Source organism: Jiangella alba (assembly GCF_900106035.1).
GTDB lineage: Bacteria > Actinomycetota > Actinomycetes > Jiangellales > Jiangellaceae > Jiangella > Jiangella alba.
Map to the genome: position 1 here is coordinate 23,882 of NZ_FNUC01000004.1, position 26,329 is coordinate 50,210.

Sequence of the window (26,329 nt, forward strand, 5' to 3'; positions counted from 1 at the left end):
TCATCCCCGATGCATTCGGGGTCGTCTTCTCGGCATCATCGATGCCATGAGTGATGTGCCTCCTGCCTCCCCCGCCACGGGCGCCGGGCCGAGCGTCTCGGACGAGTTCCGCTTGCTGCGCCGCAGCCGGTCCGACCGGGTCGTCGCCGGCGTGCTCGGCGGGCTGGGCCGGCGGCTCGGCATCGACCCCGTCGTGCTCCGCGTCGCGACCGTCGTCCTCGCCATCTTCGGCGGCGTCGGCGTGCTGCTGTACGCCATCGGCTGGCTGGTGGTCCCGGCCGAGGACGAGGAGCGCTCGATCCTCGACCAGGCGCTCGGGCGTGGCGAGTACCGCCGCTCGGGCACCGTCCCGCTGGCGCTGCTGCTGGGCGGCGTCGGCCTGATCGCCGGCATCGGCATCATCGCCGGCACGTGGGACGGCGGCGTGCTGCTCCTGCTCGCCGTCATGGGCGTGTACCTGCTGTTGCGCCGCCGCGCCGACGACGAGCAGGCCGGCGACGGCTACCCGCAGGAGGCCGGGTTCGGCTCGTACGTCTACGACCCCACCCTCGCCGCCGACGCGGGCACCGCGAGCGCCACCACCTCGGCGGCCACGACGCCCGGCCCCGTCACGACGCCCGCCGGCCCGACCGGCCCCACCAGCGGCTGGCCGGAAGGCCCCGACTGGGGTCCGCCGCCCGAGCCGCCCGCCGCCGCGCCGCCGCCCCCGCCTGAGAAGCCGGCCAAGCAGCGCTCGGCGCTCGGCCTGATCACGTTCTGCCTCGCGCTGGTGTCGGTCGGCGTGCTCGCCGTCAACGACGCCACCTGGGCGGTGTACCCGCCGGCGCTGTACGTCGCGGTGCCGCTGGGCATCGTCGCCGTGGGCCTGCTGGTCGGCACCTGGTACGGGCGGTCGCGCGGCCTGATCGTGCTGGGGTTCCTGCTGGCGATCGCGCTGATCCCGGCCACCTGGCTGTCGCAGTGGAACTGGACCGACGTCGGCGACGCCACCTACCGCTACACCACGGTGAGCCAGGTGCCCGCCGACAAGCAGGAGCACGGCGCCGGTTCCGTCACCTACGACCTGTCCGCTCTCACCCTCACCGACGACCAGACGACGCGCCTGGACGTCTCGCAGGGCATCGGTGAGCTGACGATCATCCTGCCGCCGAACGCCGACGTCACGGTCGAGCGGGCCGAGGTCGGCGCCGGCGACCTCATCGTCTTCGACGAGTCGCGCGACGGCGCCGGTCCGACGATCACCGACCTCGTCGACAACGGCGCCGACGGCCCCGGCGGCGGCCGCATCGTCATCAACGCCGAGATCGGCGCTGGCGAGCTGGAGGTGACCCGATGAGGCGCCACGACACCGACGTCGTCTCCCTGATCTTCGGACTTCTCTTCCTTGGAGTGAGCGCCATGTGGCCGTTCGTGCACTACGACGTGCTGGGCTTGTCCGGCCTCGAGGTCGCCATGCCGGTACTGCTGGTCTCGATCGGCCTCGCCGGGCTGCTGGCGTCGCTGAGCAAGCTGCGCCGCGAGCGCGATCCGAAGGCCTGATCCATGGCCCGCACCGCGGTGTCGGGGTGGTCGGTGACGACGCCGTCCACCCCGGCGCCGAAGAACACCCGGTACTCCCCCAGCGCGTCGCCGTGGCCGGCCGCCTCCCGGCCGCGGCGCCGGTCGGCCGGCAGGAACGAGTTCTCGTTCCGGAACGTCCAGGCGTGCACCGCCATGCCGAGGTCGTGCGCGTCGGACACCAGCCGGCCCGGATGGCCCAGCCGCCCCTCCGGGTCGCGCGGCACCACCAGCGACCGGTGCGCCCCCAGCACCGTCGCGTACGAGGCCACCTCGCGCAGCCCGGTCGGGGTGAGCAGGTCGACGAACCGGCGGCCGTCGCCGGCGCGCTCCCAGTCGAACGGCCGGCCCGTGCTGTCGACCAGCTGCGCCAGCGGCACCGACGTGCGCGCGGCCAGCCGCCGCAGCACCGACGGCTCGTAGCACTGGACGAGGACGGGGACGCCGGCGCGCTCCAGCCGGAACCCCAGCAGCGCAGCCATCAGCGCGTCCTCCGCCGACAGCCCCCGCTCGGCGTAGTAGGTGGGGTGTTTGAGCTCCGGGCACAGGCCGACCGGACGGCCGCGGCGGCGGCCGCCCTCGACCGCCAGCGTGATGATCTCGTCGAACGTCGGCACCCGTAGCCGGCCGTCGTAGGCCTGGTTGGCCGGGCGCAGCTCGGGGATCCGCTCGCGCGCGTACAGCGACCTGACCTCGTCGAGCGTGAAGTCGTCGACGAACCAGCCGGTCAGCTCGCGGCCGTCGACCAGCCCGCGGCGGCGCCGGTGCGCGAACTCCGGCCGCTCGGCGACGTCGGTGGACGCGGACAGCTCGGCGTCGTGCCGGGCGACCAGGACGCCGTCGCGGGTGAGCTGGAGGTCGGTCGCGAGGTAGTCGGCGCCGAGGTCGACGGCGAGCTGGTAGCCGGCCAGCGTGTGCTCCGGCCGGTAACCGCACGCGCCACGGTGCGCGACGACGAGGGGCCGTTGCAGCCCGAACGGGTCCGACATGCGGTCAGGCTAGGGACCGACCGTGTCCCGCCGACCACGCCGATTCGAACTGGGCATGACGTGCTGCCCAACGCACGCGCACAATCGGGCGGATCACTCCCACTCGATGGTGCCCGGCGGCTTGCTGGTGACGTCGAGCACGACGCGGTTGACCTCGCGCACCTCGTTGGTGATGCGGGTGGAGATGCGCTCGAGGACCTCGTACGGCAGCCGTGACCAGTCCGCCGTCATGGCGTCCTCGCTGGACACCGGGCGCAGCACGATGGGGTGGCCGTAGGTGCGGCCGTCGCCCTGCACGCCGACCGACCGGACGTCGGCCAACAGCACCACCGGGAACTGCCAGACCTCGCGGTCGAGGCCGGCCGCGGTCAGCTCGGCGCGGGCGATGGCGTCGGCTCGGCGCAGGATGGCCAGCCGCTCGGAGTCGACGGCGCCGACGATGCGGATGGCCAGGCCCGGGCCGGGGAACGGCTGGCGCCAGACCATCTCGGCCGGCAGCCCCAGCTCTTCGCCGACGGCGCGGACCTCGTCCTTGAACAGGGTGCGCAGCGGCTCGATGAGGGTGAACTGGAGGTCGTCGGGCAGCCCGCCGACGTTGTGGTGGCTCTTGATGTTCGCGGTGCCCTCGCCGCCGCCGGACTCGACGACGTCGGGGTAGAGCGTGCCCTGGACAAGAAATTCAACGGGCTCGACACCATCTTCGCCCGCGGCGGCGACGATGTCGCGCGCGGCGGTCTCGAACACCCGGATGAACTCGCGGCCGATGATCTTGCGCTTCTCCTCCGGGTCCTCGACGCCCTTGAGCTGGGTGAGGAAGCGGTCGGCGGCGTCGACCACGTGGAGGTCGACGCCGGTGGCGGCGACGTAGTCGCGCTCGACCTGCTCGGTCTCGCCCTGGCGCATCAGCCCGTGGTCGACGTAGACGCAGGTCAGCTGGGCGCCGACGGCCTTCTGGACCAGCGCCGCGGCCACCGCGGAGTCGACGCCGCCGGACAGCGCGCAGATGACCCGCTTGGCGCCGACCTGCGCGCGCACCGCCGTCACCGTCTCGTCGACGATGTTCGCCATGGTCCAGGTGGGCCGGGCGCCGGCGATCTCGTACAGGAAGTGCTGCAGCACGGCCTGGCCGTGCTCGGAGTGCAGCACCTCGGGGTGCCACTGCACGCCGGCCAGCCCGCGCGCGGTGTCCTCGAACGCCGCGACCGGGGTGTCGGGCGTGCCTGCCAGCACGGCGAACCCGGCCGGCGCGGCGGTGACGGAGTCGCCGTGGCTCATCCAGACCTTCGTGCCGGTGTCGACGCCCTGCAGCAGGGTGCCCTCGGCCTGCACGGCGAGGTCGGTGCGGCCGAACTCGGACCGCCCGGTGTGCGCGACGGTGCCGCCGAGCGCGCGTGCCATGGCCTGGAAGCCGTAGCAGATGCCGAACGCGGGGACCCCGGCCTGGAAGAGCGCGGGATCGACGGCCGGCGCGCCCTCGGCGTACACGCTGGACGGCCCGCCGGACAGGATGATCGCCTTCGGGTTCTTCGCCAGCATCGCCGCCACCGGCATGGTGTGCGGGACGATCTCGGAGTAGACCCGCGCCTCACGGACGCGCCGCGCGATCAGCTGGGCGTACTGGGCGCCGAAGTCGACGACGAGAACGGTGTCATGGGAGGTCTCGGCCACCCACCGAGCGTAGTGCAGACCCTTGGCAGGATGCCGCCCCCTCCAGTAGGGTCGCGAGGCGTAATTACGGTCCAGCCCGTAACTCGGAGGTTCGATGCGCCGCCCGCTGCTCGCCGCCGTTCTCGTCGCCGTCACCGTCCCACTGGGCGCGACGCCCGGCGCCGCCGCCGTCGCCGAGCCCGTCCCGCTGGGGACCCCGCTGAGCGACGTCAACCTGATCGGCGGCGCCGTGGCCACCACACCCGACGGCGTGCCGACCGTCTACGGCGTCACCAACGGCGAGCCCGCCCGGCTGACCGCCGCCGACGCGCGCACCGGCGAGATCCTGCTGACCACGCCGCTGCCGGGCGCCAGCTCGTCGTACAGCGTCATCACGCTCGACGGCGGCGACGTCTACGTCAGCGCGAACTCCAACGGGCACCTGTACCGGCTGCCGTGGGGCGCCGGCGACGTCGAGGACCTCGGCCAGGTCGCGCCCGGCCAGACGTTCGCCTGGGACATCACCGAGGGACCGGACGGCCGCGTCTACGGCGTCACCTACCCCGGCGCGCGGCTGTACGCGTACGACCCCGATACCGGCGACTACCAGGACTACGGCGCCGTAGCCGCCGACACCCAGCAGGGCCGCACCATCGCCTCGTACGGCGGCCGGCTCTACGTCGGCACCATGACGCGGGCGCACCTCGTCGAGGTCGACCCCGTCACCGGCGACCAGCGGGAGATCGCGCTGCCGCCGGCGTCCGACCCGGACAACGACCTCACCTCGGTGTTCGACGTCAACGTGGCCGGCGACCGGCTGTACGTGCGCATCGGCACCGACATCAAGTACGCCCCGCTGTACGAGTACGACCCGGCCACCGGCGCCTGGGGCGCGTCGCTGGACACCGTCGCCGGGCTGGAACTGCCGGCGCCCGGACCGGATGGCGAGCTGTACGTCATGCGCACCAACACGCTCACCGCGTGGGACCCGGCCGCCGGCGCCGTGACGCCGACCTCGCTGCGCTACGAGGGCCGCGTCTACAACTACCGCGGCGCCGGCTGGGTCGACCTCGGTGACCCGGACTGGCCGGGGCTGACGCTGACCGGCTTCTTCTGGCGCGGCGAGCTGTGGCGGTACAACCCGCAGACCGGCCGTGGCGAGGTCGTCCAGACGGCGGTGCCCGGTGAGCCGATCGAGATCGTGTCGCTCGAGGCGGCCACCGGCGGCGTGTGGGCCGGCGGCTTCCTCGGCGGCTTCGCCCACGTCGACACCGCGACCGGCGCGTCGCGGTTCAACCGGTTCTCGCAGACCGAGTACTTGTACGACGACGGCGACTCCGTGTGGGTGGGCGCCTACCCGGACGCGCGCGGCTACCGCTACGACCCGGACGCGGCGTTCAACGACCCCGACTACGCGCCCGGCCCGCCCGGGACGCCGGTCAACCCGGTGAAGCTGTGGGACTTCAAGCAGCACACCGCGAACCCGCAGGACCGGGTGTTCGCGCTGCTCCCGCTCGACGACGTGGTGCTGGCCGCGACTGGGCCGAAGGGCTCGACGTTCGGCGGGTCGGTCGCGGTCTCCGATCGTGCGACGGGCGAGACCCGGTTCCTCGACGACCTCTCCCCGGACCGCGCGCTGACCTCGCTCGCGGCGTCGGCGGACGGTGCGACGGTGTACGCGGGCACCTGGGTGTACGGCGGCACCGGCAGCCCGGAGCCCGTGCAGCCGGAGGGGACGGTGCTGGCGTTCGACCCGGTCAGCGGGGACGTGGCCTGGCAGGTGTCGCCGGTCGCGGGGGCGCCGAGCTACGTCGCGACGACGGTCGACGCGGCCGGGCGGCTGTGGACGCTGGCCGGCTCGGCCCTGCTGGAGCTGGACCCGGCCACCGGCGCGACCCTGCGCACCGTCCAGCTCGGCGACCCGCTGCCGCCGGGGCGCAAGACGTGGCCGCACCAGGCCGGCATCGTCGAGGCGGTGCCCGGCGCCGACGCGGTGTACGTGTCCGCCGGCGCCCGGCTGTACCGGGTGTACGGCGCGACCGGCGCCGCCGAGGACCTCGGGGCGTTCGCGTACTCGTCCTTCACGGTGCTCGACGACGGCGACCTCGCGATGGCGTCGGGGCCGGAGCTGTTCCGCTGGACGCCGACGGCGGCCGACGCCACGCCGCCCGCCGTCGAGGCCGGCGTCGGGCACGTGGACGGCGACTGGCGGCCGTACCTGGACCTGACCGCCGACGACGGCGCCGGTCTCGGCGTGCACGAGGTCGCCTACCGGCTCGACGGCGGGCCGTGGAGCACGTACACCGAGCCGGTGCGGCTGCGACCCGGGCGGCACCTCGTCGAGGTCAGGGCGGCCGACCGGGCCGGCAACGTGGCGAGCGTCACCGAGCGGCTCGTGGCCCGGCCGGCGTTCGGGCGCTGACCAGCGCCGGGAACCGTCCCAGCTGGCGAAAAACCAGGTGCGTCACGGCCGTCGTCATCCGTACCGTGGTATGTCGTGCGCGATCTTCCCTACGCCGACCCCGGCATTCCGGACACCCGTTCCCGTTTCAGCTTCCTGGCCTGGCTGGCGCGGGCACAGTGGCGCACGCTCCTCGTCGGCGGCTTCTTCGGCATCGTCTGGATGGTGTCGCAGGCGCTGATCCCCTGGGGCATCGGCCACGGCATCGACGGCATCATCGCCGACGACTCCGGCAGCACGGCCCGCTGGGCGATGTTCGTCGGCGGGCTGGGCCTGCTGCAGGCGCTGGCCGGCGTCATGCGCCACCGCGCGTCGGTGGCCAACTGGTTGTACGCGGCGTTCCGGGTCATCCAGCTGGTCTCGCGGCACACCGCGCGCTCGGGGCCGGCGGTGCCGAAGTCGATGCCCACCGGCGAGGTCGTGGCCACGGTGTCCAGCGACTCCATGCACATCGGCCACATGATGGAGGTGGTGCCGCGCTTCGTCGGCGCCATCGTGTCCTACGTCGTGGTCGCGATCATCGTGCTGAACACGTCCGTGCCCATCGGCCTCATGGTGCTCATCGGGGTGCCGCTGCTGGTCGTCGCCATGGGCCCGCTCATCCGCCCGCTGCAGGAGCGGCAGCGACGCCAGCGCGAGGCGCTCGGCGACCTCACCGCCCTCGGCGCCGACACCGTCGGCGGCCTGCGGGTGCTGCGCGGCATCGGCGGCGAGAAGGTGTTCATCCGCCGCTATGCCGAGCGGTCCGAGACCGTCCGTGCGGCCGGCGTGCGGCTGGCCGGCACCCAGGCCATCCTCGACGCCGTCCTCGTGCTGCTGCCGGGCATCTTCCTGGTGCTGCTGACGTGGGTCGGGGCGCGGCTGGTGCTGCGCGGCGACATCGAGCCGGGCGCGCTGGTGGCGCTGTACGGCTACGCGTTCTTCCTGCTCATGCCGGTCCGCACGGCCGGTGAGATGGCGTTCGCGGCCACCCGCGCCGTGGTCGCCGCGCGGCGGGTGCTGGCGGTGCTGGCGGTCGCGCGCGAGGTGCCCGACGTCGCCACCGCCGAGGCGCCGGCGACGCCCGAGGGCGTGCTGGTCGACGACGCCACCGGGCTGCGGGTCGAGCCGGGCTCGCTGACCATGCTGGTCGCCGACGAGCCCGGGTTCACCGCCGCGCTGGCCGACCGGCTCGGCCGGCTGGTGCCCGGCAACGGCGTGCGGCTCGGCGACGTGCCGCTCGACCAGCTGAGCATCGACGAGGTCCGCCGCCGCATCGTGGTGAGCGACCCCGAGCCGACGCTGTTCACCGGCTCGCTGCGGGGCGGGCTCGACCCCTACGGACGCCACGACGACGCCCAGCTGACCACCGCCATGGAGACCGCGTCGGCCGGCGACGTGCTCGAGACGCTGCGCGAGGGCCTCGACGCCACCGTCGAGGAACGCGGCCGGTCGCTGTCCGGCGGGCAGCGGCAGCGGGTCGCGCTGGCCCGCGTGCTGGTGCGCGAGCCCGAGGTGCTGGTGCTGGTCGAGCCCACCAGCGCCGTCGACGCGCACACCGAGGCGGCCATCGCCGGCCGGCTGCGCGACGCCCGCGCCGGGCGCACCACCGTCGTCGTCACCGCCAGCCCGCTCATGCTGGCCAAGGCCGACACCGTCGTCTGGTTCGACGACGGCCGGCTGGTCGCCACCGGCAGCCACGACGAGCTGATGAGCACCACTCCCGCCTACCGCCGCACCGTCACCCGAGAGGAGGACCCCGAATGAGCACGACGACACCGTCGGCCGACCCGACGCCCGCGGGCGCGCTGCCGGTCGCCACGCCGGCCGAGGTCCGCCACGAGGCCGGCCGGCTGTTCCGCCGGCACCGCGGCACGCTGATCATCGCGCTGACCGTCCACGTCCTGGCGGCCGCCGCCGGGCTGGCCGGCCCGTTCCTGCTCGGCCGCATGGTCGACACCGTCACCGGCGACGGCACCGAGACCCGGGTCGACGTGCTGGCCGCGGTGCTGGCCGGCTGCATCGTCGTGCAGGCGCTGCTGACCCGGGTGGCGATCAAACGGTCGCTGGTGCTCGGCGAGCGGGTCTTCGCCGAACTGCGCGACACCTTCATCACCCGCGTGCTGAGCCTGCCGCTGTCCACCGTCGAGCGGGCCGGCACCGGCGACCTCGTCGCGCGCACCACCGGCGACATCGACGCGCTGTCGCGCACCGTGCGGTTCGCGGTGCCCGAGATCCTCGTCGCGGTGGTCACCACGGTGCTCACGCTGACGGCCGCCGTCTTCGCCGGTCCGCTGGTGGCGCTGGGCGCCATCGTCGGCGCGCCGCTGCTGATCGTCAGCACCCGCTGGTACCTCAACCGCGCACGGGCCGGGTACCTGTGGGAGCGCGCGGCGTACGCCACCATCAACGGCACCATCACCGAGACCGTCGACGGCGCCCGCACCATCGAGGCGCTCGGCCTCGGCGACGTCCGCGTCACCCGCGGCGACGACGACCTGCGCGAGGCGTTCGCGGCCGAGAAGCGCACGCTCTACCTGCGCAGCGTCTGGTTCCCGTCCGCCGAGATGGCCTACGTGCTGCCGGTCGTGGCCACGCTGGCGTGGGGCGCCTGGCTGGCGTCGGCCGGGCACGCCACCGTCGGCCAGGTCACCGCCGTCGTCCTGTACATGGTGCAGATCGTCGACCCCGTCGACCGCCTGGTCTCGTGGCTCGACGAGCTGCAGGTCGGGCTGACGTCGTTCGCCCGGGTGGTCGGCATCGCCAACGTGCCGCCGGACCGCGCGCCCACCGGCGCCGTGCCCGCGGGCGAGGACATCGAGGCGTCCGACGTGCGGTACGCGTACGTCGAGGGGCAGGACGTCCTGCACGGGGTGTCGCTGGAGCTGGCGCACGGCGAGCGGCTGGCCATGGTCGGGCCGTCCGGCGCCGGCAAGTCGACGCTCGGGCGGCTGCTGGCCGGCATCCACCCGCCCCGGCAGGGCCGCGTCGACGTCGGCGGCGTCCCCCTGGTCGACCTCGAGGTCGACCAGCTGCGTCGCGAGGTCGTGCTGGTCACCCAGGAGCACCACGTGTTCGTCGGCACGCTGCGCGACAACCTCGCGCTGGCGGCGCCGTCGGCCTCCGACGACGACCTGCGCCGGGCGCTGGGCGCCGTCGACGCGCTCGAGGCCACCGACGCGCTGCCCGACGGCCTCGACACCGTCGTCGGCTCCGGCGGCCACCAGGTGGGCCCGGCGTTCGCGCAGCAGATCGCGCTGGCCCGCATCGTCCTCGCCGACCCGCACACGCTGGTCCTCGACGAGGCCACGTCGCTGCTCGACCCCCGGGCGGCGCGGCATCTGGAGCGGTCGCTGTCGGCGGTGCTGCACGGGCGCACGGTCATCGCCATCGCCCACCGCCTGCACACCGCCCACGACGCCGACCGCGTCGCCGTCGTCGAGGGCGGCCAGATCGCCGAGCTCGGCTCCCACGACGAGCTCGTCGCCGAGGGCGGGGCCTACGCCGCGCTCTGGGAGTCCTGGCACGGCACCCCGGCCTCGACGTCCGCCGACGCGGCGCGATCGCGCCGATGATCATGTTCCCTCGCGGCGTGAGAGCGACCGCGAGGGAACACGATCACCGGATCGCGCAGGTGCTGCCGCACCGCTTCGGCCGGCCGGTCCAGCCGCGGTCGCGCAGCACGCGCGCCTGTTCCTGTGCGACCCGGCACGGCTCGCCGAAGACCTCGGTGTGGCCGTAGCGCAGCGTCCAGGCGCCACGGACGGTGCCGGCGTTGTCGCGGCGACGATCGCGGAACCGGCCCTCGCCGTCGTGGCCGACGCGTCCGTCCAGCTCCACCCTGGTGTGATAGCGCTCGTAGTCGACGTCCACCCAGATGACCCGCTCGCCGGCTCGGCGCCGCTGCCGGACCCCGGCCGGCAACCGGTGGGCTCGCTCGACGGCTCGGAGGTGGCGCAGCTCGAGCGGTGACTGCGCGCCCTCGGCGACGTCGACGAGCATGGCCTCGACCATCGCCCGCCAGCGGATCTTCTTCCGTCGCATCAGCGCGTCCGCGAGCCGCGTCGAGGTGGTCAGCCGCTTCTGCACTGCCATGGTCACCCACGTCTCGACGTCACGGGCACGAGACGACACATCGACGAGGTCGAGCACCGTGTCGTCGAGTCGCGTGCGGGGCGGATTCGCCGTCGGATGTCGGGTCAGCGGCAGCCGGTGCGCGTAGTGCACGTCGACGCCGCCAGCCTGCCCGCGCACCCGCCGGCTGACCGGCACCGTGAGGTGGATGCGGTCGTCGAGACGGTCGGTCAGCCCGTGGAGTTCGGCCGCGGTCGCATGGCTCGCCACCGCGTCCGGCGTCGCCCAGAGGATGGCGGCCCAGACGTGCGCCGTCCGGCCGAGCGGGCCGCTGAACGCCGCGAAGACGCCTCGGTGCGGCCGCTGCCAGCGCCCGGCCGCGACCCAGCGGCGCGCGACACGCGGGTCGAGGCAGAGGCCGCGCAGTTGCGCGCTGCTGACGAGGCCGGCCTGGCGCTCGAGCAGCTCACGCAGGCCCGCGATGTCGTAGTAAGACGGCACGTCCATGGACGTGATCCTCCGCCGCGAACGAGGCGGCCGGGAGGGCCCGGAGGCGATCTGTGGACAACTCGGCCGCCATCCCCATGATCATGTTCGCTCGCGGTCGCTCACACGCCGTCAGGGAACATGATCACAGGACGGGGTCAGGCGCGGCCGGTGCGGCGCAGGACGCGCAGTGACTTGGCCATGGCGTCGGTGAAGGTGTCGTAGGACAGGCCGGCCGGCGGTGCGATGTTGTGCACCCGCTGCACGGCGATGGCCTGCGGTTCGGTGTAGCGCAGGATGCCCTCGCGGCCGTGCCGCCGGCCGAGGCCGGAGGCGCCCATGCCGCCGATCGGGAGGTCGTGGCTGCCCCACGCCGCGGTGTAGCCCTCGTTGACGTTGACGACGCCGGAGCGCAGCCGGCGGGCGACGTCGACGCCGCGGCGCAGGTTCGACGTCCACACGCTGGCGTTGAGGCCGTACGGGGTGTCGTTGGCCAGCTCGATCGCCTCGTCGTCGGAGGTGACGGGGTAGACGGAGACGACCGGGCCGAACGTCTCGGCGTCGGCCGCGAGCATGCCGGGCCGGACGCCGTCGAGGACCGTCGGCTCGTGGAACCAGGGGCCGAGGTCGGGCCGGGCCCGCCCGCCGGTGAGCACCCGCGCGCCCTTCGCGACCGCGTCGTCGACGTGGGCGCGGACCTTGTCGAGCTGCTCCTGCGACATCAGCGAGCCCATGTCGCAGGAGTAGTCGAACGCCGCGCCGACCCGCATCGACTCGACCCGGCCGAGGAACCGTTCGAGGAACGGCTCGCGCAGCGGCGCCGCGACGTACAGGCGCTCCATCGACATGCACAGCTGGCCGGCGTTGGAGAAGCAGGCCCGGACGGCAGCCTCGGCGGCGCGGTCGAGGTCGGCGTCGTCGAGGACGAGCATGGGGTTCTTGCCGCCCAGCTCCAGCGACGCGCCGACCAGCCGCTCGCCGAGGCGCGCCGCGATGACCCGCCCCGTCGCGGTGGAGCCGGTGAACGACACGTAGTCGGCGTGCTCGACGACGGCGCCGCCGATGACCGGGCCGTCGCCGGACACGATCTGCCACAGCGCCTCCGGCAGCCCCGCCTCGATCGCGATGGACCGCGCCAGCAGCGCCGTCAGCATGGCCTGCGAGTCGGGCTTGTGCACGACGCCGTTGCCGGCGACGAAGGCGGGCAGGCAGTCGGAGATGGCCAGCGTCAGCGGGTAGTTCCACGGCGAGATGACGCCGACGACGCCCTTCGGCCGGTGCCCCTCGATGGCCCGCGTCAGCCCCGGCAGCAGGCCGAGCCGGCGGCGTTCGCGCAGCACCCGCGGGCCGCGGACGGCGACGTAGCGGGCGGCCAGCGCGACGTCGGCGATCTCCTCGAACGCGTCGCGCCGCGCCTTGCCCGCCTCGGCCTGGACGAGGTCGGCGATCTCGCCGCGGCGGTCGAGCACGAGGTCGTGGACATGGCCGATGATGCGGGCCCGCTCGGCGACCGGCCGGGCCGCCCACCAGCGCTGGGCGTCGCGGGCGGCGGCGAACGCCGTGGCGACGTCGTCGGTGGTGGACAGCGGCACCTCGGCCAGCGGGGTGCCGCTGAACGGCGCGACGGTGACGGCGCGGTCGGCCCGCGGCCGCGCGACCACGCGGTCGGTGAGGCGGTCGAGGAGGGCGCGGTCGACCACGGCGTCGACGCTGACTGCGGTGCTCATCGCGCCCAGCCTACGACGCGGGACAGCGCGGCCGCCGAGTCCGGAGACCTGTCGGCGCTCGTTGACGCTCGCGCCAACTGTTGGCGCTGGTGGCACCAGCTCCGAACAGAAGCGTCCCGCCCCCCGCGGCCGCCGGCCGTGCGCGTCAGCCCAGGACGGTGACCTCGACCCGCTGGAACTCCTTGACCTCGGTGTAGCCGGTGGTGGCCATGGCCCGCCGCAGCGCGCCGACGAGGTTCATGGAGCCGTCGGCGAGGTAGGACGGGCCGCCCAGGATCTCGGACAGCGGCCCGATGGTGCCGACGTGCACCCGCTCGCCGCGCGGGAGGTCGGCGTGGTGGGCCTCGGAGCCCCAGTGCCAGCCGCGGCCGGGCGCCTCGGTGGCCCGGGCCAGCGGCGAGCCGACCATGACGGCGTCGGAGCCGCACGCGATGGCCTTGGCGATGTCGCCGGAACGCCCGATGGAGCCGTCGGCGATGACGTGCACGTACCGGCCGCCGGACTCGTCGAGGTAGTCGCGCCGGGCCGCCGCGACGTCGGCCACCGCGGTGGCCATCGGGACGGTGAGGCCGAGCACCGACTTCGTGGTGTGCGACGAACCGCCGCCGAAGCCGACCAGCACGCCGGCGGCGCCGGTGCGCATGAGGTGCAGCGCCGCCTGGTACGTGGCGCAGCCGCCGACGATGACCGGGACGTCCAGCTCGTAGATGAACTGCTTGAGGTTCAGCGGCTCGGCCCGGCCGGAGACGTGCTCGGCGGACACCGTCGTGCCGCGGATGACCACGAGGTCGACCCCGGCGTCGATGACGGCCTGGTGGTAGCGCTTCACTCGCGGCGGCGACAGCGCGCCGGCCACCGTGACGCCGGCGTCGCGGATCTCGCGCAGGCGGTCGGCGATGAGGTCTTCGCGCACCGGCGCGGCGTAGATCTCCTGCAGCCGGTTGAGCGCCTTGCCCTCCTCGAGCCCGGCGATCTCCTCGAGCAGCGGCTCGGGGTCGTCGTAGCGGGTCCACAGCCCTTCGAGGTCGAGCACGCCCAGCCCGCCGGCCCGCCCCAGCTCGATGGCCGTGGCCGGCGACATGACGGAGTCCATGGGCGCGGCCAGCAGCGGGATCTCGAACCGGTAGGCATCGATCTGCCAGTGCGTGGACACTTCTTCGGGGTCGCGGGTGCGCCGCGAGGGCACGATCGCCACGTCGTCGAAGGCATATGCTTGGCGGCCGCGCTTGCCACGGCCGATCTCGATCTCCGCCACCTGCGAAGGATATCGGAGCGCCTCGTCACGGATGTAACAGGACGTTGCCGACCTTGTGACCGGTGTCGACGCGGGCGTGCGCCTCGGCGGCGTCGGCGAGGTCGTAGACCTGGTCGACGACGACGTCCAGCTCGCCGGCCGCGACCAGCCCGAGCAGGAACTCGAAGTCCTCGCGGCGTTCCGCGGAGACGCCGGCGACGACGTTGCCGCGGGCGCGGATGCTGTCGCCCAGGGTCCCGACGGCCAGCAGGAGCATGCCGTCGTCGGCCAGCAGCCGGCGGCCGCTCGCGATCGAGAGGGCGCCGACGGTGTCGAAGACCACGTCGTAGCGCTCGGAGCCCTGCGTGACGTCGTCGCGGGTGTGGTCGACGACCCTGGAGGCGCCGAGACGCTCCACGAGGTCCACGTTGGCGGCGCTGGTGACGCCGGTGACGTCGGCGCCGAAGTACCTCGCCAGCTGGACGGCGTTGGTACCGACGGCGCCGGAGGCACCGACGACCAGGACGCTGCGACCGGGCGGGCCGGAGTCCAACCGCGCCTTGTCGCGCAGGAAGAACAGCGCCGTCGTGCCACCGAACAGCAGCCCGGCCGCGTCGTCGTGGCTCACGCCGGCCGGCTTCACGGCGAGCCGGTCGGCGGCCACCGTCAGGTACTCGGCGTAACCGCCCAGCCGCACCCCGGACATGCCGCTGACCTCGTCGCCGGGCCGCAGCCGCGTGACCGCCGAGCCGACGCTCTCGACCACGCCGGAGAACGACCCGCCCAGGATCCGGCGACGTGGCCGGCGGATGCCCAGCGCAAGCCGCCCGAGCAGTGCGAACCCGGTCGGGAACCGGGCGCCGCGGATGCGCGCGTCGCCGGAAGTGGCCGCGACCGCGTGGACCCGGACGAGCGCCTCCTTCGCCCCGGGCTTGGGCCGTGGGACGTCCACGAACCGCAGCACCTCTGGCGAGCCGTACCTGTCGACGATCACAGCCTTCACGACGTGCCCCCCTTACATCTGTAAGTCTCGGGAGCACGATAGCCTTACACCCGTAAGGATGACAAGACCCGAGCGAGGTGAACAGGTGAGCACGCGCCCCGCCCTGTCCCGCGAGCGGATCGTCGAGGCCGCCGTCCAGGTGGCCGACCGCGGCGGGCTCGCGCAGGTGAGCATGCGCAACGTCGGCCGCGAGCTCGGCGTCGAGGCGATGTCGCTCTACCACCACCTGCGGGCGAAGGACGACCTGCTCGACGCGCTGGCCGACTGGATCTTCACCCAGATCCGGCTGCCCGGGCTGGACGACCCGTGGCGCCCGGCGATGGCCGCGCGCGCGGCGTCGGCCCGCGACACGCTGGCCCGGCACCCGTGGGCGCTCGGGCTCGTCGAGTCGCGCCGCGGCCCGGCTCCGGCGCTGCTACGGCACCACGACACCGTGCTGGGGTGCCTGCGGCGCAACGGCTTCTCGGTCGCGCTGGCCGCGCACGCGTTCTCGGCCATCGACGCCTACGTGTACGGCTTCGTGCTGACGGAGCTCAACCTGCCGTTCGAGGGCCCGAGCGGCGCCGAGGAACTGGCCGGCGACCTCCAGCAGTTCCTGCCCGCCGACGAGTACCCGTACCTCACCGAGATGATCGCCGCGCAGGCGATCGGCCGCGAGTACAGCTACGGCGGCGAGTTCGGGTACGGCCTCGAGCTGGTGCTCGACGGCCTGGCCGACCGGCTGGCTCAGCGCGAGGAGTAGTTCGGCGCCTCGACCGTCATCTGGATGTCGTGCGGGTGTGACTCCTTGAGCCCGGCCGACGTGATGCGGACGAACCGGCCGCGCTCCTGCAGCTCGGTGATGGTGCGCGCGCCGGTGTAGAACATCGACTGCCGCAGCCCGCCGACCAGCTGGTGCGTGACGCTGCCCAGCGGCCCGCGGAACGGCACCTGGCCCTCGATGCCCTCGGCGATGAGTTTGTCGTCGCTGGTGACGTCGGCCTGGAAGTACCGGTCGCGGGTGCCCGAGGTGGCCGCGCCCCGCTTGGTGAAGGCGCCGAGCGAGGCCATGCCGCGGTAGGACTTGAACTGCTTGCCGTTGATGAAGATCAGCTCGCCCGGGCTCTCCGAGACGCCGGCCAGCAGCGAGCCGAGCATGACGGTGTCGGCGCCGGCCACCAGCGCCTTGGCGATGTCGCCGGAGTACTGCAGGCCGCCGTCGCCGATGACGGGGATGCCGGCCGGCTTGGCCGCCAGCGACGCCTCGTGGATGGCGGTGACCTGCGGGACACCGACGCCGGCGACGACGCGGGTGGTGCAGATGGAGCCCGGGCCGATGCCGACCTTGATGCCGTCGACGCCGGCGTCGACCAGCGCCTGCGCGCCGGAGCGGGTGGCGACGTTGCCGCCGATGACGTCGACGCCGCGGGCGGCGGGGTCGGCCTTGAGCTTGCGCACCATGTCGAGCAGGGCGCTGGTGTGCCCGTGCGCGGTGTCGACGACGAGGACGTCGACGCCCGCCTCGACCAGCGTCATGGCCCGCTCCCACGCGTCGCCGAAGAAACCGACGGCGGCGGCCGCGACCAGCCGGCCCTCGGCGTCCTTGGTGGCGTTGGGGAACTCTTCGGACTTCACGAAGTCCTTGACGGTGATGAGCCCCTTGAGCCGGCCGGCGTCGTCGACCAGCGGCAGCTTCTCGATCTTGTGCTTGGCCAGCAGCGCGAACGCGTCGTCGGCCTTGATGCCGACCGGGCCGGTGAACAGCGGCTCCTTCGTCATGACCTCGTGCACGCGGCGCTCGTCGAACTCAGCGGACGGGATGAACCGGATGTCGCGGTTGGTGATGATGCCCAGCAGCCGGCCGTCGTCGTCGGTGACCGGGAGCCCGGAGATGCGGTACTGGCCGCACATGCGGTCCATCTCGGTCAGCGTGGCGTCGGGGCCGATGGTGACGGGGTCGGTGACCATGCCCGACTCGGACCGCTTCACGAGGTCGACGTGGTGCGCCTGGTCGTCGATGGACAGGCTGCGGTGCAGGACGCCCAGGCCGCCCTGCCGGGCCATGGCGATGGCCATGCGCGACTCGGTGACGGTGTCCATGGCGCTGGACAGCAACGGGATGCTGACCGAGATGTTGCGCGAGACCCGCGAGGTGGTGTCGACATCGCTCGGGATGACGTCGGATTCACCGGGCAGCAGGAGGACGTCGTCGAAGGTCAGGGCAAGAGGCGCGAAGGAGTCGGACAGCATGGGGTCCATGACACTTTCCTGAGTCGGCAGCCGGGGTTGTCCCCAGGGTAGTCCTGGTCCGTGCCGTCGTGCCGCCCACTCGGGCGTGCTCGTCGTCACCCCCGCGGGGCACCGCCCAGCGCGGCCAGCGACGCCAGCCCGGCCTCGTCGGTACACAGCCGCGCGAACGAGCCGTCGGTGAAGGTCAGCTGGACGTTGCGCTCGCCGCCGCGCAGCTCGGGGATGAGCGGCTTCTTCCACCGCGTGGCGGCGCTGAGCGCGTGCCGCGGCACCTCCCAGGCCGGCTCGACGACGGCCGACTCCGGCCGGTCGGCGATCGAGTTCAGCGCGCTCACCTCGCGCACGAACCCCTTCACCAGCCGGCCCATCGTGCGCAGCAGCCCGCCGCCCTCCTTCAGCAGCCGGCCGGCGTCGGGCATCGGCTCGACGGAGCTGTCGCGCAGCTGCAGGACGGCCAGCCGGCTGTCCGTGACGGCGACGAACGCGAGACCGATGCCGCTGGTGGCGGCGCGGTAGCAGCCGACGGCGAGGCAGTCGGGCCCGTCGCCGCGGACCGCGGTGTAGTGGCCGGCCGGCTCGTCGCCGGGCTCCTCGAAGACCACCTCGGGGTCGGCGTGCGAGCGCCGGACCTTCGGCTCGCCGTACTCGGTGAGGCCGCGCACGCGATAACGCGACGCCGAGACCTCGGAGGCCGGCGCGGACGCCCGGATCGGTTCGGCGCCGGCCCAGGCCGGCCCCACCAGCTGGTCGAACAGCTGGTGCTCTGGTGTCGTCATATGTCGCTGCTCCGCGCCTCGGCCGTGTGCCCGGCCGGGTCAGTGTAGGGCGACCCCGGCCGGGCGACGTGGAACGGCCGCGCCGTCGTCACCACCGATGGGCGACGTCGATGACCAGACGTGAGCCGGCGCCCGGTCCGTCCAGCGTGAAGGCCCGGAACGGCAGCCGGGCCCGCACGCCGAGCCCGATCGTCGTCTGCCCCTCGAAGCTGCCGGCCCACGCGACCTGGCGGAAGGTGCGCCAGTCGGACACGCGGACGAGTTCGCCGGGCGTGCGCGGCGTGTACGTGGGCCGGCCTGCGTCGTCGTACGCCGGCGCGATCGCGACGATCTCCAGGTCGGCGCCGCCCCGCAGTGGCACCGTCTGGCCCGACCCGTCCATCCGGACGCTGGAGACGTAGCGAACGACGTAGCCGTCGGCGTCGTCGGCGAAGTCGAGGACGAGCCGGTCGAAGCAGGCGTGCCGACCGGCGCGGACGCCGGTGAGCGGTGCGGTCTCCGTCGCGCCCGCACGTTCCGGCAGCGACCCCCAGCGCAGGCCGCAGTACGGTGCGGCGTCCGCGGCGGCCGGCGCCGCGAGGAACGCGAGCCCGGCGGTCAGCAGTGCGGTGATGGTGGCGATGGTGCGTCTCATGACGATCCCCCCTGGTGCCCGATGGTGATACGGCCTTGACGCACGACCGGCCACGCCGGTTGACCAGAGGGGCGAATCATTACAAAACGGACGGGAGCGTCGTCAGTGGCGGCGCGTACGCGCTGCGGCGTACACGCGGATACGTTCCGTGCCCGACGACGGCGACGACGGCCTTCGACAAGGTGGACGGCATGACGATCGCCACGCAGACCCCTCCCGGCCCGGGTGGGGCCCACCCTACGGGCGGGCACCGACAAACGCGCCGTCAGTGGCGCCTCGGCGGCCGCACCCGCAAGGGCGTGCTGGTCACGCACATCCTGTCGGCGGGCACCTGGTTCGGCATGGACGTCGTCATGGCTGTGCTGGTCTTCACCGCGGCCCGCACCAGCGAGGACGAGACCCGCGCGCTCAGCTACCGGGCGCTGGCGCTGTTCGCCGGCTGGCCGCTGGCCATCGCCAGCCTGGTGTGCCTGGTGACCGGTGTGCTGCTCGGCCTCGGCAGCAAGTACGGCCTGGTGCGGTACTGGTGGGTCGCGGTGAAGCTGGTGCTCAACGTCGTGCTGTCGACGCTGGTGCTGGTGCTGCTACGTCCCGGCGTGCAGGAGGCGGCCGAGCAGGGCCGGTTGCTGGACACCGTCGCGGACGTCCGGCTGGAGCCCGGCGACCTGCTGTACCCGCCGATCGTGTCGACCAGCCTGCTGCTCGTCGCGTTCCTGCTGTCGGTCTACAAGCCGTGGGGCCGGATCACTCGGCGCCGGACTGGTCGAACACATGCATGATGTTGCCGCCCGGGTCGCGGAACGAGGCCGACCGGCCGCCCGGGATCTCGATCGGCTCGCCGACCCAGGCGAAGCCGCTGTGCTCGGCGATGAACTCGTCGAGGCTGTCGACCTCGTAGAACGGGCCGGTCGACCAGTTCTCCCCGGAGTCCGGCGGCACGTCGACCATCAGCTGGATCGGCGAGTTCGGCAGCTGGAAGGCGACGGTGCCCTCGCCCTCGCGCCACGCCTCGTCGAGGCCGAGCTCGTCGCGGTAGAAGGCGAGCGCCTCCTTCAGGTCCGGCACCGATACGTAGATGTAGGAGAGCTTCATGCCTGAGACCGTAACGACGTTATGGCCAGCCGTCAACGTGTTACGGTGATGGCCATGCAGGAGTGGATCCCCGTTCCCGGGTCGGCGAAGGCCCGGCTGATCGAGGCCGCCATGCACCACTTCGAGCAGGCGGGCTTCGAGGCGGCCACCGTCACCGAACTGGCGTCGAAGGCCGGCGTCACCACCGGCTCGCTCTACCACCACTTCGGGTCGAAGCTCGGCCTGTACACCGTCGTCCGAGACGACCTCGAGAAGCGCATCACCGACCGCATGGAGGGCGCGGCCGAGGCGGTCGGCGGGCCGGGGCGGGCGGCGGTGCGGGCGGCGCTGCTGGTGGCGTTCGACGCGACGGTGCGCTTCGGCGTGTGCCGGCTGCTCGGCGAGACCGCGCCGGACGCCGCGGCCGACCCCGTCCGCGACACCCTGGCCGCCCTGCTGCCCGGCGAGGTGCGGGTGGCCGCGGTGCCGCTGGCCGCGGCCTGGCGGGCGGCGCTGCTCGAGGTCGCCGACGGCGCGCCGGCGGCCGGCGTGCGGTCGGCGCTGGAGTTCGTGCTGGCCTGAGCTACGCCCTGGACGCCAGCCGGCTCAGCCGTTCGACGGCGTCGTGCAGCACCTCGTCGCGCTTGCAGAACGCGAACCGCACCAGCGACGGCGCCGCCTTCGGGTCGTCGTGGAACACCGACACCGGTACGGCCGCGACGCCGGCCAGCTCGGGCAGCCGCTGGCACAGCTCGACGCCGTCGGTGAACCCGAGCGGCGCGGCGTCGGCCACCACGAAGTACGTCCCGCGCGGCACCGACACCTCGAACCCGGCCGCCGTCAGGCCCTCGATCAGCAGGTCGCGTTTCGCCTGGAGACCGCCGGCCAGCCCCGCGTAGAAGTCGTCGCCGAGGTCGAGCCCGGTCGCGACGGCCGGCTGCAGCGGGCCGGCGCTGACGAACGTGAGGAACTGCTTGACGGCGCGCGCGGCGGCCACCAGCTCGGCCGGACCGTGCAGCCAGCCGACCTTCCAGCCCGTCACCGAGAACGTCTTGCCCGCCGACGACACCGTCACCGTCCGCTCGCCGAGGCCCGGCAGCGTCGCGACCGGCACATGCTCTGCGTCGTCGAAGACCTGGTGCTCGTACACCTCGTCGGTGACGACGATCGCGTCGTGCTCGCGCGCCAGCGCGCCGATCGCCTCCAGCTCGGCGCGCGTGAACACCTTGCCGGTCGGGTTGTGCGGCGTGTTGACCAGCACCACCCGGGTCCGCGGCCCGAACGCGGCCCGCAGCTCCGCCTCGTCGACGGCGAAGTCGGGCCAGCGCAGCGTCACCGTCCGCTTGACCGCTCCCGCCAGCGCGATGGACGCGGCGTACGAGTCGTAGACCGGGTCGAACGTCACCACCTCGTCGCCCGGCTCGCACAGCGCCAGGATCGTCGCCGCGATGCCCTCGGTGGCGCCGGCGGTGACCAGCACCTCGCTGCCCGGATCGACGTCGAGGCCGTAGAACCGCTGCTGGTGGGCTGCGATCGCCTCACGCAGCACTGGCATGCCGGGGCCGGGCGGGTACTGGTTGAGGCCGCCGTGAATGGCGCTGCTCGCGGCGTCGAGGATCTCCGCCGGGCCGTCGGTGTCGGGGAAGCCCTGCCCGAGGTTGATCGCGCCGGTGCGGGTGGCGAGCGCCGTGATCTCGGCGAAGATGGTCGACGTGAACGGGCGCATCCGCTCGACGAGCGCGGGTCGGCGTGGTGGCACGGGATCACCGTACTCGGCGGGCCCGCGGCGGCGAGCGGACGCGCAGCGTCGGGCGGTCCCGCGGCGTCGGGCGAGCGTGCGGACGTGCAGCGTGGGGCGGGCGGTGTTGGGTCGAGGTGCAGCGTCGGGCGAGCGGCAGACGTTGTCGGTGCGCGCGCGTAGTGTGAAGGCCCACCCGGCCGGGAGGGCACCCACCCTCCTGGGTGGGCCGCCGCACCGCCCAGAGCCGCCGCACCGCCCACGGCCGCCGCCCAACCACCTCCTGGCCGCCCCGCTGCCGGCCACCGCTGATCGGCCGGCGTCCGCCACGGCGCCGCCCCGACGGCACGCCCCCACTGCACACCCCAACGCCGGCCACCCACCGAGCGCTCCCCGCCGCGCCGCCAACCCCACCCGCGCCCAATGGATTTTTGATAAATCTCGCCCCGAGGGGATGATTTCAGCGGGTTCGGCTGCTTAAGATGAGCGGAGCCCTGGAGCACCGCTTGTGCTCTGTTGCGTCTGCCCGGTCACTGGGCAGCTGGTTCGGCGGTCGCCTTGGACCGTCTCCAACGGACCCTGCCCGCGTGTGGAGACCCCAGTGGCGCTATCCCCATCCCGAACGTTCCGTGCTGCCCTCGTCGGCGTCGCGGCCGGCGCGGTCGCGCTGACCGGTTGCTCGGCCGACGACGACGAACCGGCCGAAACGGCCGCGACCGGCCAGGCCGGCGAGTTCACGCCGGTCACCGTCGACAACTGCGGCACCGAGGTGAGCATCGACAGCCCGCCGGAGCGCGTCGTCACCATCAAGTCGACCGCGACGGAGATGATGCTCGCGCTCGGCCTCGCCGACCGCCTCGTCGGCACCGCGTTCTCCGACGGCCCGCTGCCCGGCGACGCGGGCGACCTCGACGACGTCCCCGTGCTGTCCGACAACGTGCCCGGCCAGGAGGCCCTGCTCGACGTCGAGCCCGACTTCGTCTACGGCGGCTGGGAGAGCAACTTCGGCGCCGACACCGCCGGTGACCGCTCGTCGCTGGCCGACTTCGGCATCGCGACGTACGTGTCGCCGGCCGCCTGCCAGGAGCCGGAGTACCAGCCCGACCCGATGACGTTCGACGAGCTGTTCGCGGAGATCCGCGAGGTCGCGTCGTTCTTCGGCGCCACCGAGCGCGCCGACGAGCTGATCGCCGAGCAGCAGGCGCTGCTCGACCAGGTCGAGGCGCCCGGCGAGGGGCTGACGGCGCTCTGGTACTCGTCCGGCGAGGACGCCCCGTTCGTCGGCGGCGACATCGGCGCGCCGGCCATGATGATGCGCGCGCTGGGCGTCGAGAACATCTTCGCCGACGTCGACGCCACCTGGTCGAACGTCAGCTGGGAGCAGGTCATCGACCGCGACCCCGACGTGATCGTCCTGGTCGACGCCGCGTGGAACACCGCCGACAACAAGATCGAGCGGCTCGAGGGCAACCCCGCCACCGCCGCGCTGCCCGCCGTCGCCGAGCAGCGTTACCTGCGGCTGCCGTTCCCGGCGGCCGAGGCGGGCGTCCGCAACGCGCAGGCCGTCGTCGACCTCGCGGCCCAGCTGGAGGCGCTGGACCAGTGACCACGACGACGGCTCCGGCGACCGGTGCGCCCGCGGGCGCACCGGCGGGACGGACGGCCGCGCGCACGACCGCCTGGATCGCCGTCATGGCGGTCGTGCTGGCGGCGTCGGTGACGCTGGCGGTGACGATCGGCTCGGCCGACCTGCACCCGCTGGACGTGTGGCGCTCGATCGGCGACCACCTGGGGCTGTCCTCGTCGTCGCTGTCGTTGCTGCGCGACGGCATCGTGTGGGAGCTGCGGCTGCCGCGGGTGCTGACGGCGGCCGCGGTGGGCGCCGCGCTGGCCCTCTGCGGCGCCGTCATGCAGACGCTGACCCGCAACCCGCTGGCCGACCCGTACCTGCTGGGCCTGTCGTCCGGCGCGTCGGTCGGTGCGGTGGCGGTGCTGATCCTGGGCATCGGCTGGCTCGGGCTGCCGGTGGCCGCGTTCGCCGGCGCGCTGCTGGCGCTGGTGGTGACGTTCGCGCTGGCCAACCGGCGCGGCGAGCTGGCGCCGACGCGCACGGTGCTGGCCGGGCTGGCGGTGTCGTACCTGTGCTCGGCGGCGACGTCGTTCATCATCTTCTGGTCGGCGACGGGCGACTCCTACCGCGAGATCCTCAGCTGGCTGCTCGGCTCGCTCGGCGGCGCGTCGTGGAGTGACGCGGCGATCGTCTGGGCCGCCGTCGTCGTGGTCGGGACGGTGCTGGTGTCGCGGGCCCGCATGCTGGACGCGTTCGCGTTCGGCGACAGCACCGCGTCGACGCTGGGCATCAACGTCAACGCGACCCGGTGGACGCTGCTGACGCTGGTCGCGCTGCTCACCGGGGCGGCCGTCGCCGTCAGCGGGGCCATCGGGTTCGTCGGCCTGATGCTGCCGCACGCCGTCCGGTTCCTCGTCGGCTCCGGGCACCGGCGGGTGCTGCCGCTGGCGGCTCTGGCCGGCGCGAGCTTCATGATCTGGGCCGACACCCTGGCCCGCACGCTGTTCGATCCGCGCGAGCTGCCGGTGGGCGTCGTCACGGCGTTCCTCGGCGCGCCCGCGTTCGCCGTCCTGTTGCGTCGCCGGAGGGTAGGCCGATGACCGTTCTCGACACTCCCGTCGTTCGTCCCGCTGTCGCGGCCGGCGCGCCGCCGCTCGAGATCACGGACGTCTCGTGGTCGGCCGACGGCCGGCTCATCGTCGACGGCGTGGGGCTGACGGTCGCGCCCGGCACGATGACCGGGCTGCTCGGGCCGAACGGGTCGGGCAAGTCCAGCCTGCTGCGCACCGTCGCCGGGACCTACCGCCCCGACGGCGGCCGCGTCCTGCTCGGCGGTTCGGACCTGGGCGGGATGCGCCGCCGCGACCGCGCCCGCCGCGTCGCCGTCGTCGAACAGGAGTCGACGACCGACGTCCCCCTTCAGGTGCTCGACGTGGTGCTGCTGGGGCGGACGCCGCACCGCGCGGCGGCGTCTGACGAGGCGCTCGCGCTGACCGCCCTCGAGACCGTCGGCATGCGCGACCTCGCCGACCGCGACTGGCACACCCTCTCCGGCGGCGAGCGGCAACGGGTGCACCTGGCGCGCGCGATCACCCAGCAGCCGGAGCTGCTGCTGCTCGACGAGCCGACCAACCACCTCGACATCCACTACCAGCTGGCACTGCTGACGCACGTCCGCTCGCTGGGTGTGACGACCTTGGCGGCACTGCACGACCTCAACCTCGCGGCCGCCTACTGCGACCAGGTGGTGGTCCTGGACGGCGGCCGGGTCGCGGCGGCGGGCACGCCCGCGGAGGTCCTGGTGCCCGACGTCGTCCGCTCCGTCTTCGGCGTCGACGCCGACATCCACCTCAACCCCCGCACCGGCCGCCCGGTGCTCACGTTCTCGCCGCTCTGATCTTCCGCCAGGACCGGCCGCGCCTCTAGTCTCCAGCCATGAAGACGCTCGTGTGGGCGGTGCTCGCCGTGGCGGCGTTCCTGGCCGGCGTCGTGCTGCTGGCCGCTCTTCTCACTCAGTTCGGTGGAGTCGGCCAGTACGAACTCCTGCTCATCATGCTCGTCGTCGGCGTCGCCGAGTTCCTCGTCGTTCGCCGCCTCCGCCGCCGCCCTGAGCGCGTCCCCGAGTAGTCGGCACTCGAGCAGCGCGGCGGGCCGCCTGTCATGCGGTGAGCTTGGGCAGCACCTCGCGGCCGAACACGTCGATCCAGGTGCGCTGGTCGGGGCCGGCGTCGTGCAGGTAGAGGTGGGTGGCGCCGGCGTCGAGGTAGCGCTGGAGCTCTTTGCGGTGCACGTCGAGGTCGGCGGAGATGGTGACCCGGCCGTCGAAGTCCTCGACGCGGACCATGCGGGCGATCTGGTCGACGTCGTAGGGGGAACGGAGGTCGGCCTTGGAGAAGCGCATGGCGCCGTTGGGCCACTCGCGCAGCGCCTGGGCGGCGGCCTCGGCCGGGTCGGGCGCCCACGAGAGGTGCACCTGCACGATCTTCGCCAGCGTCGACGGGTCCTTGCCGGTCGAGCGGGCGCCCTCGTCGAACCGGGCGAAGAGGGACGCCACCTTGTCGGGCGTGCTGGCGACGGTGATCATGCCGTCGCAGGAGGCGCCGGCCCGGCGCGCCGTGATGGGGCCGGACGTCGCGATGTAGACCGGCGGCGGCGCGTCGGGCATGGTCCAGAGGCGGGTGCGCTCGAGGGTGAAGAACCGGCCGTCGTGGCGGACGTCGCGGCCGGTGAAGAGCTTCTGGATGATCTCCACCGCCTCGAACATGCGGGCGATGCGCTGCGGCGCCTCGGGCCAGTATCCGCCGACGACGTGCTCGCTGATGGCCTCGCCGGACCCGATGCCCAGCCAGTGCCGTCCCGGGTACAGCTGCTCCAGCGTCGCCGCCGCCTGCGCGACGACCGCCGGGTGCCAGCGGAACGACGGGCAGGTGGCGCCGACGCCGACCGAGCCGCGGGTGCGCTCGGCCATCGCCGTCATGACGTTCCAGACGAACCCGGCCTGGCCCTGCTGCGGCGTCCACGGCTGGAAGTGGTCGTCGGCCATGACGCCGTCGAACCCGGCCTCCTCGGCCGCCACCGTCAGTTGCACCACCTCGGACGGCGCGAACCGCTCCAACATGGCGCTGTACCCGACCCGCGCACGGCTCATCGTGCC

23 protein-coding genes are annotated in these 26,329 nt (G+C 73.5%); 11 read left to right on the forward strand and 12 right to left on the reverse strand.

Annotated elements, in window-relative coordinates:
• The first annotated feature begins 46 nt into the window (after positions 1 to 46).
• A complete protein-coding gene (locus tag BLV02_RS35735) occupies positions 47 to 1,336 on the forward strand; it encodes a PspC domain-containing protein (protein ID WP_171906703.1) in 1,290 nt (429 codons plus the stop codon).
• 79 nt (positions 1,337 to 1,415) lie between these two features.
• Here the strand turns inward: BLV02_RS35735 and BLV02_RS17850 are convergent, their stop codons facing one another.
• A complete protein-coding gene (locus BLV02_RS17850) occupies positions 1,416 to 2,546 on the reverse strand; it encodes a glycerophosphodiester phosphodiesterase family protein (protein WP_069110595.1) in 1,131 nt (376 codons plus the stop codon).
• A gap of 93 nt (positions 2,547 to 2,639) precedes the next feature.
• Positions 2,640 to 4,214 carry a glutamine-hydrolyzing GMP synthase gene (gene guaA / locus BLV02_RS17855; RefSeq protein ID WP_069110596.1) on the reverse strand — a complete coding sequence of 525 codons (1,575 nt, stop codon included), beginning with the start codon at positions 4,212 to 4,214 and terminating at the stop codon, positions 2,640 to 2,642.
• 94 nt (positions 4,215 to 4,308) lie between these two features.
• Between guaA and BLV02_RS17860 the strand changes: the two genes are divergently transcribed.
• The 3 genes from BLV02_RS17860 to BLV02_RS17870 all read left to right on the forward strand — a co-directional run bounded on the left by BLV02_RS17860 (position 4,309) and on the right by BLV02_RS17870 (position 10,208).
• Positions 4,309 to 6,615, forward strand: a complete 2,307-nt coding sequence (locus tag BLV02_RS17860) for an OmpL47-type beta-barrel domain-containing protein (RefSeq protein WP_069110597.1) — start codon at positions 4,309 to 4,311, stop codon at positions 6,613 to 6,615.
• Positions 6,616 to 6,690: 75 nt separating this feature from the next.
• Positions 6,691 to 8,400 carry an ABC transporter ATP-binding protein gene (locus BLV02_RS17865; RefSeq protein ID WP_069110598.1) on the forward strand — a complete coding sequence of 570 codons (1,710 nt, stop codon included), beginning with the start codon at positions 6,691 to 6,693 and terminating at the stop codon, positions 8,398 to 8,400.
• Positions 8,397 to 10,208, forward strand: a complete 1,812-nt coding sequence (locus tag BLV02_RS17870) for an ABC transporter ATP-binding protein (RefSeq protein ID WP_069110599.1) — start codon at positions 8,397 to 8,399, stop codon at positions 10,206 to 10,208. Before BLV02_RS17865 ends, BLV02_RS17870 begins: the two co-directional genes overlap by 4 nt.
• A gap of 43 nt (positions 10,209 to 10,251) precedes the next feature.
• Here the strand turns inward: BLV02_RS17870 and BLV02_RS17875 are convergent, their stop codons facing one another.
• From BLV02_RS17875 to BLV02_RS17890, 4 genes are all read right to left on the reverse strand, one after another.
• Entirely contained in the window at positions 10,252 to 11,214 is a 963-nt protein-coding gene (locus BLV02_RS17875) for a type IV toxin-antitoxin system AbiEi family antitoxin domain-containing protein (protein WP_069110600.1), read from the reverse strand.
• Between the two features lie 137 nt (positions 11,215 to 11,351).
• Positions 11,352 to 12,920 (reverse strand): succinic semialdehyde dehydrogenase, encoded by a 1,569-nt coding sequence (locus BLV02_RS17880; RefSeq protein ID WP_069110601.1) that lies wholly within the window; start codon positions 12,918 to 12,920, stop codon positions 11,352 to 11,354.
• 145 nt (positions 12,921 to 13,065) lie between these two features.
• Positions 13,066 to 14,175: a GuaB3 family IMP dehydrogenase-related protein gene (locus tag BLV02_RS17885; protein ID WP_069110602.1), complete on the reverse strand. Its 1,110-nt coding sequence runs from the start codon at positions 14,173 to 14,175 to the stop codon at positions 13,066 to 13,068.
• A gap of 25 nt (positions 14,176 to 14,200) precedes the next feature.
• On the reverse strand, positions 14,201 to 15,157 hold the full coding sequence (locus tag BLV02_RS17890) for an NAD(P)-dependent alcohol dehydrogenase (protein ID WP_069110603.1): 957 nt from the start codon (positions 15,155 to 15,157) through the stop codon (positions 14,201 to 14,203).
• An 85-nt stretch (positions 15,158 to 15,242) separates the two neighbouring features.
• On the opposite strand from BLV02_RS17890, the gene BLV02_RS17895 reads away from it, so the two are divergent.
• Complete coding sequence (locus BLV02_RS17895) at positions 15,243 to 15,899, forward strand: TetR/AcrR family transcriptional regulator (protein ID WP_069110604.1); 657 nt, start codon at positions 15,243 to 15,245, stop codon at positions 15,897 to 15,899.
• Here BLV02_RS17895 and guaB read toward each other — a convergent pair.
• The 3 genes from guaB to BLV02_RS17910 form a co-directional block, all read right to left on the reverse strand.
• A complete protein-coding gene (gene guaB, locus BLV02_RS17900; RefSeq protein ID WP_245737764.1) occupies positions 15,884 to 17,395 on the reverse strand; it encodes an IMP dehydrogenase in 1,512 nt (503 codons plus the stop codon). The genes BLV02_RS17895 and guaB overlap by 16 nt on opposite strands.
• A gap of 86 nt (positions 17,396 to 17,481) precedes the next feature.
• Entirely contained in the window at positions 17,482 to 18,162 is a 681-nt protein-coding gene (locus tag BLV02_RS17905; RefSeq protein WP_069110605.1) for a hypothetical protein, read from the reverse strand.
• 88 nt (positions 18,163 to 18,250) lie between these two features.
• The gene (locus tag BLV02_RS17910) at positions 18,251 to 18,796 is read right to left on the reverse strand and encodes an AMIN-like domain-containing (lipo)protein (RefSeq protein WP_069110606.1); all 546 of its coding nucleotides are present in this window, start codon (positions 18,794 to 18,796) and stop codon (positions 18,251 to 18,253) included.
• A 191-nt stretch (positions 18,797 to 18,987) separates the two neighbouring features.
• Between BLV02_RS17910 and BLV02_RS17915 the strand changes: the two genes are divergently transcribed.
• Entirely contained in the window at positions 18,988 to 19,575 is a 588-nt protein-coding gene (locus tag BLV02_RS17915; RefSeq protein ID WP_141711498.1) for a DUF2269 family protein, read from the forward strand.
• Here BLV02_RS17915 and BLV02_RS17920 read toward each other — a convergent pair.
• On the reverse strand, positions 19,541 to 19,888 hold the full coding sequence (locus BLV02_RS17920; protein ID WP_069110607.1) for a VOC family protein: 348 nt from the start codon (positions 19,886 to 19,888) through the stop codon (positions 19,541 to 19,543). The genes BLV02_RS17915 and BLV02_RS17920 overlap by 35 nt on opposite strands.
• 54 nt (positions 19,889 to 19,942) lie before the next feature.
• On the opposite strand from BLV02_RS17920, the gene BLV02_RS17925 reads away from it, so the two are divergent.
• Complete coding sequence (locus BLV02_RS17925) at positions 19,943 to 20,449, forward strand: TetR/AcrR family transcriptional regulator (RefSeq protein WP_069110756.1); 507 nt, start codon at positions 19,943 to 19,945, stop codon at positions 20,447 to 20,449.
• Between the two features lies 1 nt (position 20,450).
• Here BLV02_RS17925 and BLV02_RS17930 read toward each other — a convergent pair whose 3' ends face one another.
• A complete protein-coding gene (locus BLV02_RS17930; protein WP_216094119.1) occupies positions 20,451 to 21,626 on the reverse strand; it encodes a pyridoxal phosphate-dependent aminotransferase in 1,176 nt (391 codons plus the stop codon).
• A gap of 580 nt (positions 21,627 to 22,206) precedes the next feature.
• Here BLV02_RS17930 and BLV02_RS17935 point away from each other — a divergent pair.
• The 4 genes from BLV02_RS17935 to BLV02_RS17950 all read left to right on the forward strand — a co-directional run bounded on the left by BLV02_RS17935 (position 22,207) and on the right by BLV02_RS17950 (position 25,302).
• On the forward strand, positions 22,207 to 23,211 hold the full coding sequence (locus BLV02_RS17935) for a putative F420-0 ABC transporter substrate-binding protein (protein ID WP_069110609.1): 1,005 nt from the start codon (positions 22,207 to 22,209) through the stop codon (positions 23,209 to 23,211).
• Positions 23,212 to 23,297: 86 nt separating this feature from the next.
• On the forward strand, positions 23,298 to 24,275 hold the full coding sequence (locus BLV02_RS17940) for a putative F420-0 ABC transporter permease subunit (protein ID WP_069110757.1): 978 nt from the start codon (positions 23,298 to 23,300) through the stop codon (positions 24,273 to 24,275).
• Positions 24,272 to 25,072 (forward strand): ABC transporter ATP-binding protein, encoded by an 801-nt coding sequence (locus tag BLV02_RS17945; protein WP_083288464.1) that lies wholly within the window; start codon positions 24,272 to 24,274, stop codon positions 25,070 to 25,072. Before BLV02_RS17940 ends, BLV02_RS17945 begins: the two co-directional genes overlap by 4 nt.
• Before the next feature lie 38 nt (positions 25,073 to 25,110).
• A complete protein-coding gene (locus BLV02_RS17950; protein ID WP_069110610.1) occupies positions 25,111 to 25,302 on the forward strand; it encodes a hypothetical protein in 192 nt (63 codons plus the stop codon).
• 31 nt (positions 25,303 to 25,333) lie between these two features.
• Here BLV02_RS17950 and BLV02_RS17955 read toward each other — a convergent pair whose 3' ends face one another.
• Positions 25,334 to 26,323, reverse strand: coding sequence for a TIGR03557 family F420-dependent LLM class oxidoreductase (locus tag BLV02_RS17955; RefSeq protein WP_069110611.1), 990 nt, complete (start codon positions 26,321 to 26,323; stop codon positions 25,334 to 25,336).
• Between the last annotated feature and the right edge of the window lie 6 nt (positions 26,324 to 26,329).

What these genes read in the sequence shown, in the direction of transcription:
- BLV02_RS17940 (WP_069110757.1), top strand. Translation starts at nt 23,298, where the DNA reads ATGGCGGTCGTGCTGGCGGCGTCGGTGACGCTGGCGGTGACGATCGGC.
- BLV02_RS17915 (WP_141711498.1), top strand. Translation starts at nt 18,988, where the DNA reads ATGACGATCGCCACGCAGACCCCTCCCGGCCCGGGTGGGGCCCACCCT.
- BLV02_RS17955 (WP_069110611.1), bottom strand. Translation starts at nt 26,323, where the DNA reads ATGAGCCGTGCGCGGGTCGGGTACAGCGCCATGTTGGAGCGGTTCGCG.
- BLV02_RS35735 (WP_171906703.1), top strand. Translation starts at nt 47, where the DNA reads ATGAGTGATGTGCCTCCTGCCTCCCCCGCCACGGGCGCCGGGCCGAGC.
- BLV02_RS17860 (WP_069110597.1), top strand. Translation starts at nt 4,309, where the DNA reads ATGCGCCGCCCGCTGCTCGCCGCCGTTCTCGTCGCCGTCACCGTCCCA.
- BLV02_RS17950 (WP_069110610.1), top strand. Translation starts at nt 25,111, where the DNA reads ATGAAGACGCTCGTGTGGGCGGTGCTCGCCGTGGCGGCGTTCCTGGCC.
- BLV02_RS17910 (WP_069110606.1), bottom strand. Translation starts at nt 18,796, where the DNA reads ATGAGACGCACCATCGCCACCATCACCGCACTGCTGACCGCCGGGCTC.
- BLV02_RS17905 (WP_069110605.1), bottom strand. Translation starts at nt 18,162, where the DNA reads ATGACGACACCAGAGCACCAGCTGTTCGACCAGCTGGTGGGGCCGGCC.
- BLV02_RS17945 (WP_083288464.1), top strand. Translation starts at nt 24,272, where the DNA reads ATGACCGTTCTCGACACTCCCGTCGTTCGTCCCGCTGTCGCGGCCGGC.
- guaB (WP_245737764.1), bottom strand. Translation starts at nt 17,395, where the DNA reads ATGGACCCCATGCTGTCCGACTCCTTCGCGCCTCTTGCCCTGACCTTC.
- BLV02_RS17870 (WP_069110599.1), top strand. Translation starts at nt 8,397, where the DNA reads ATGAGCACGACGACACCGTCGGCCGACCCGACGCCCGCGGGCGCGCTG.
- BLV02_RS17850 (WP_069110595.1), bottom strand. Translation starts at nt 2,546, where the DNA reads ATGTCGGACCCGTTCGGGCTGCAACGGCCCCTCGTCGTCGCGCACCGT.
- BLV02_RS17920 (WP_069110607.1), bottom strand. Translation starts at nt 19,888, where the DNA reads ATGAAGCTCTCCTACATCTACGTATCGGTGCCGGACCTGAAGGAGGCG.
- BLV02_RS17875 (WP_069110600.1), bottom strand. Translation starts at nt 11,214, where the DNA reads ATGGACGTGCCGTCTTACTACGACATCGCGGGCCTGCGTGAGCTGCTC.
- BLV02_RS17880 (WP_069110601.1), bottom strand. Translation starts at nt 12,920, where the DNA reads ATGAGCACCGCAGTCAGCGTCGACGCCGTGGTCGACCGCGCCCTCCTC.
- BLV02_RS17925 (WP_069110756.1), top strand. Translation starts at nt 19,943, where the DNA reads ATGCAGGAGTGGATCCCCGTTCCCGGGTCGGCGAAGGCCCGGCTGATC.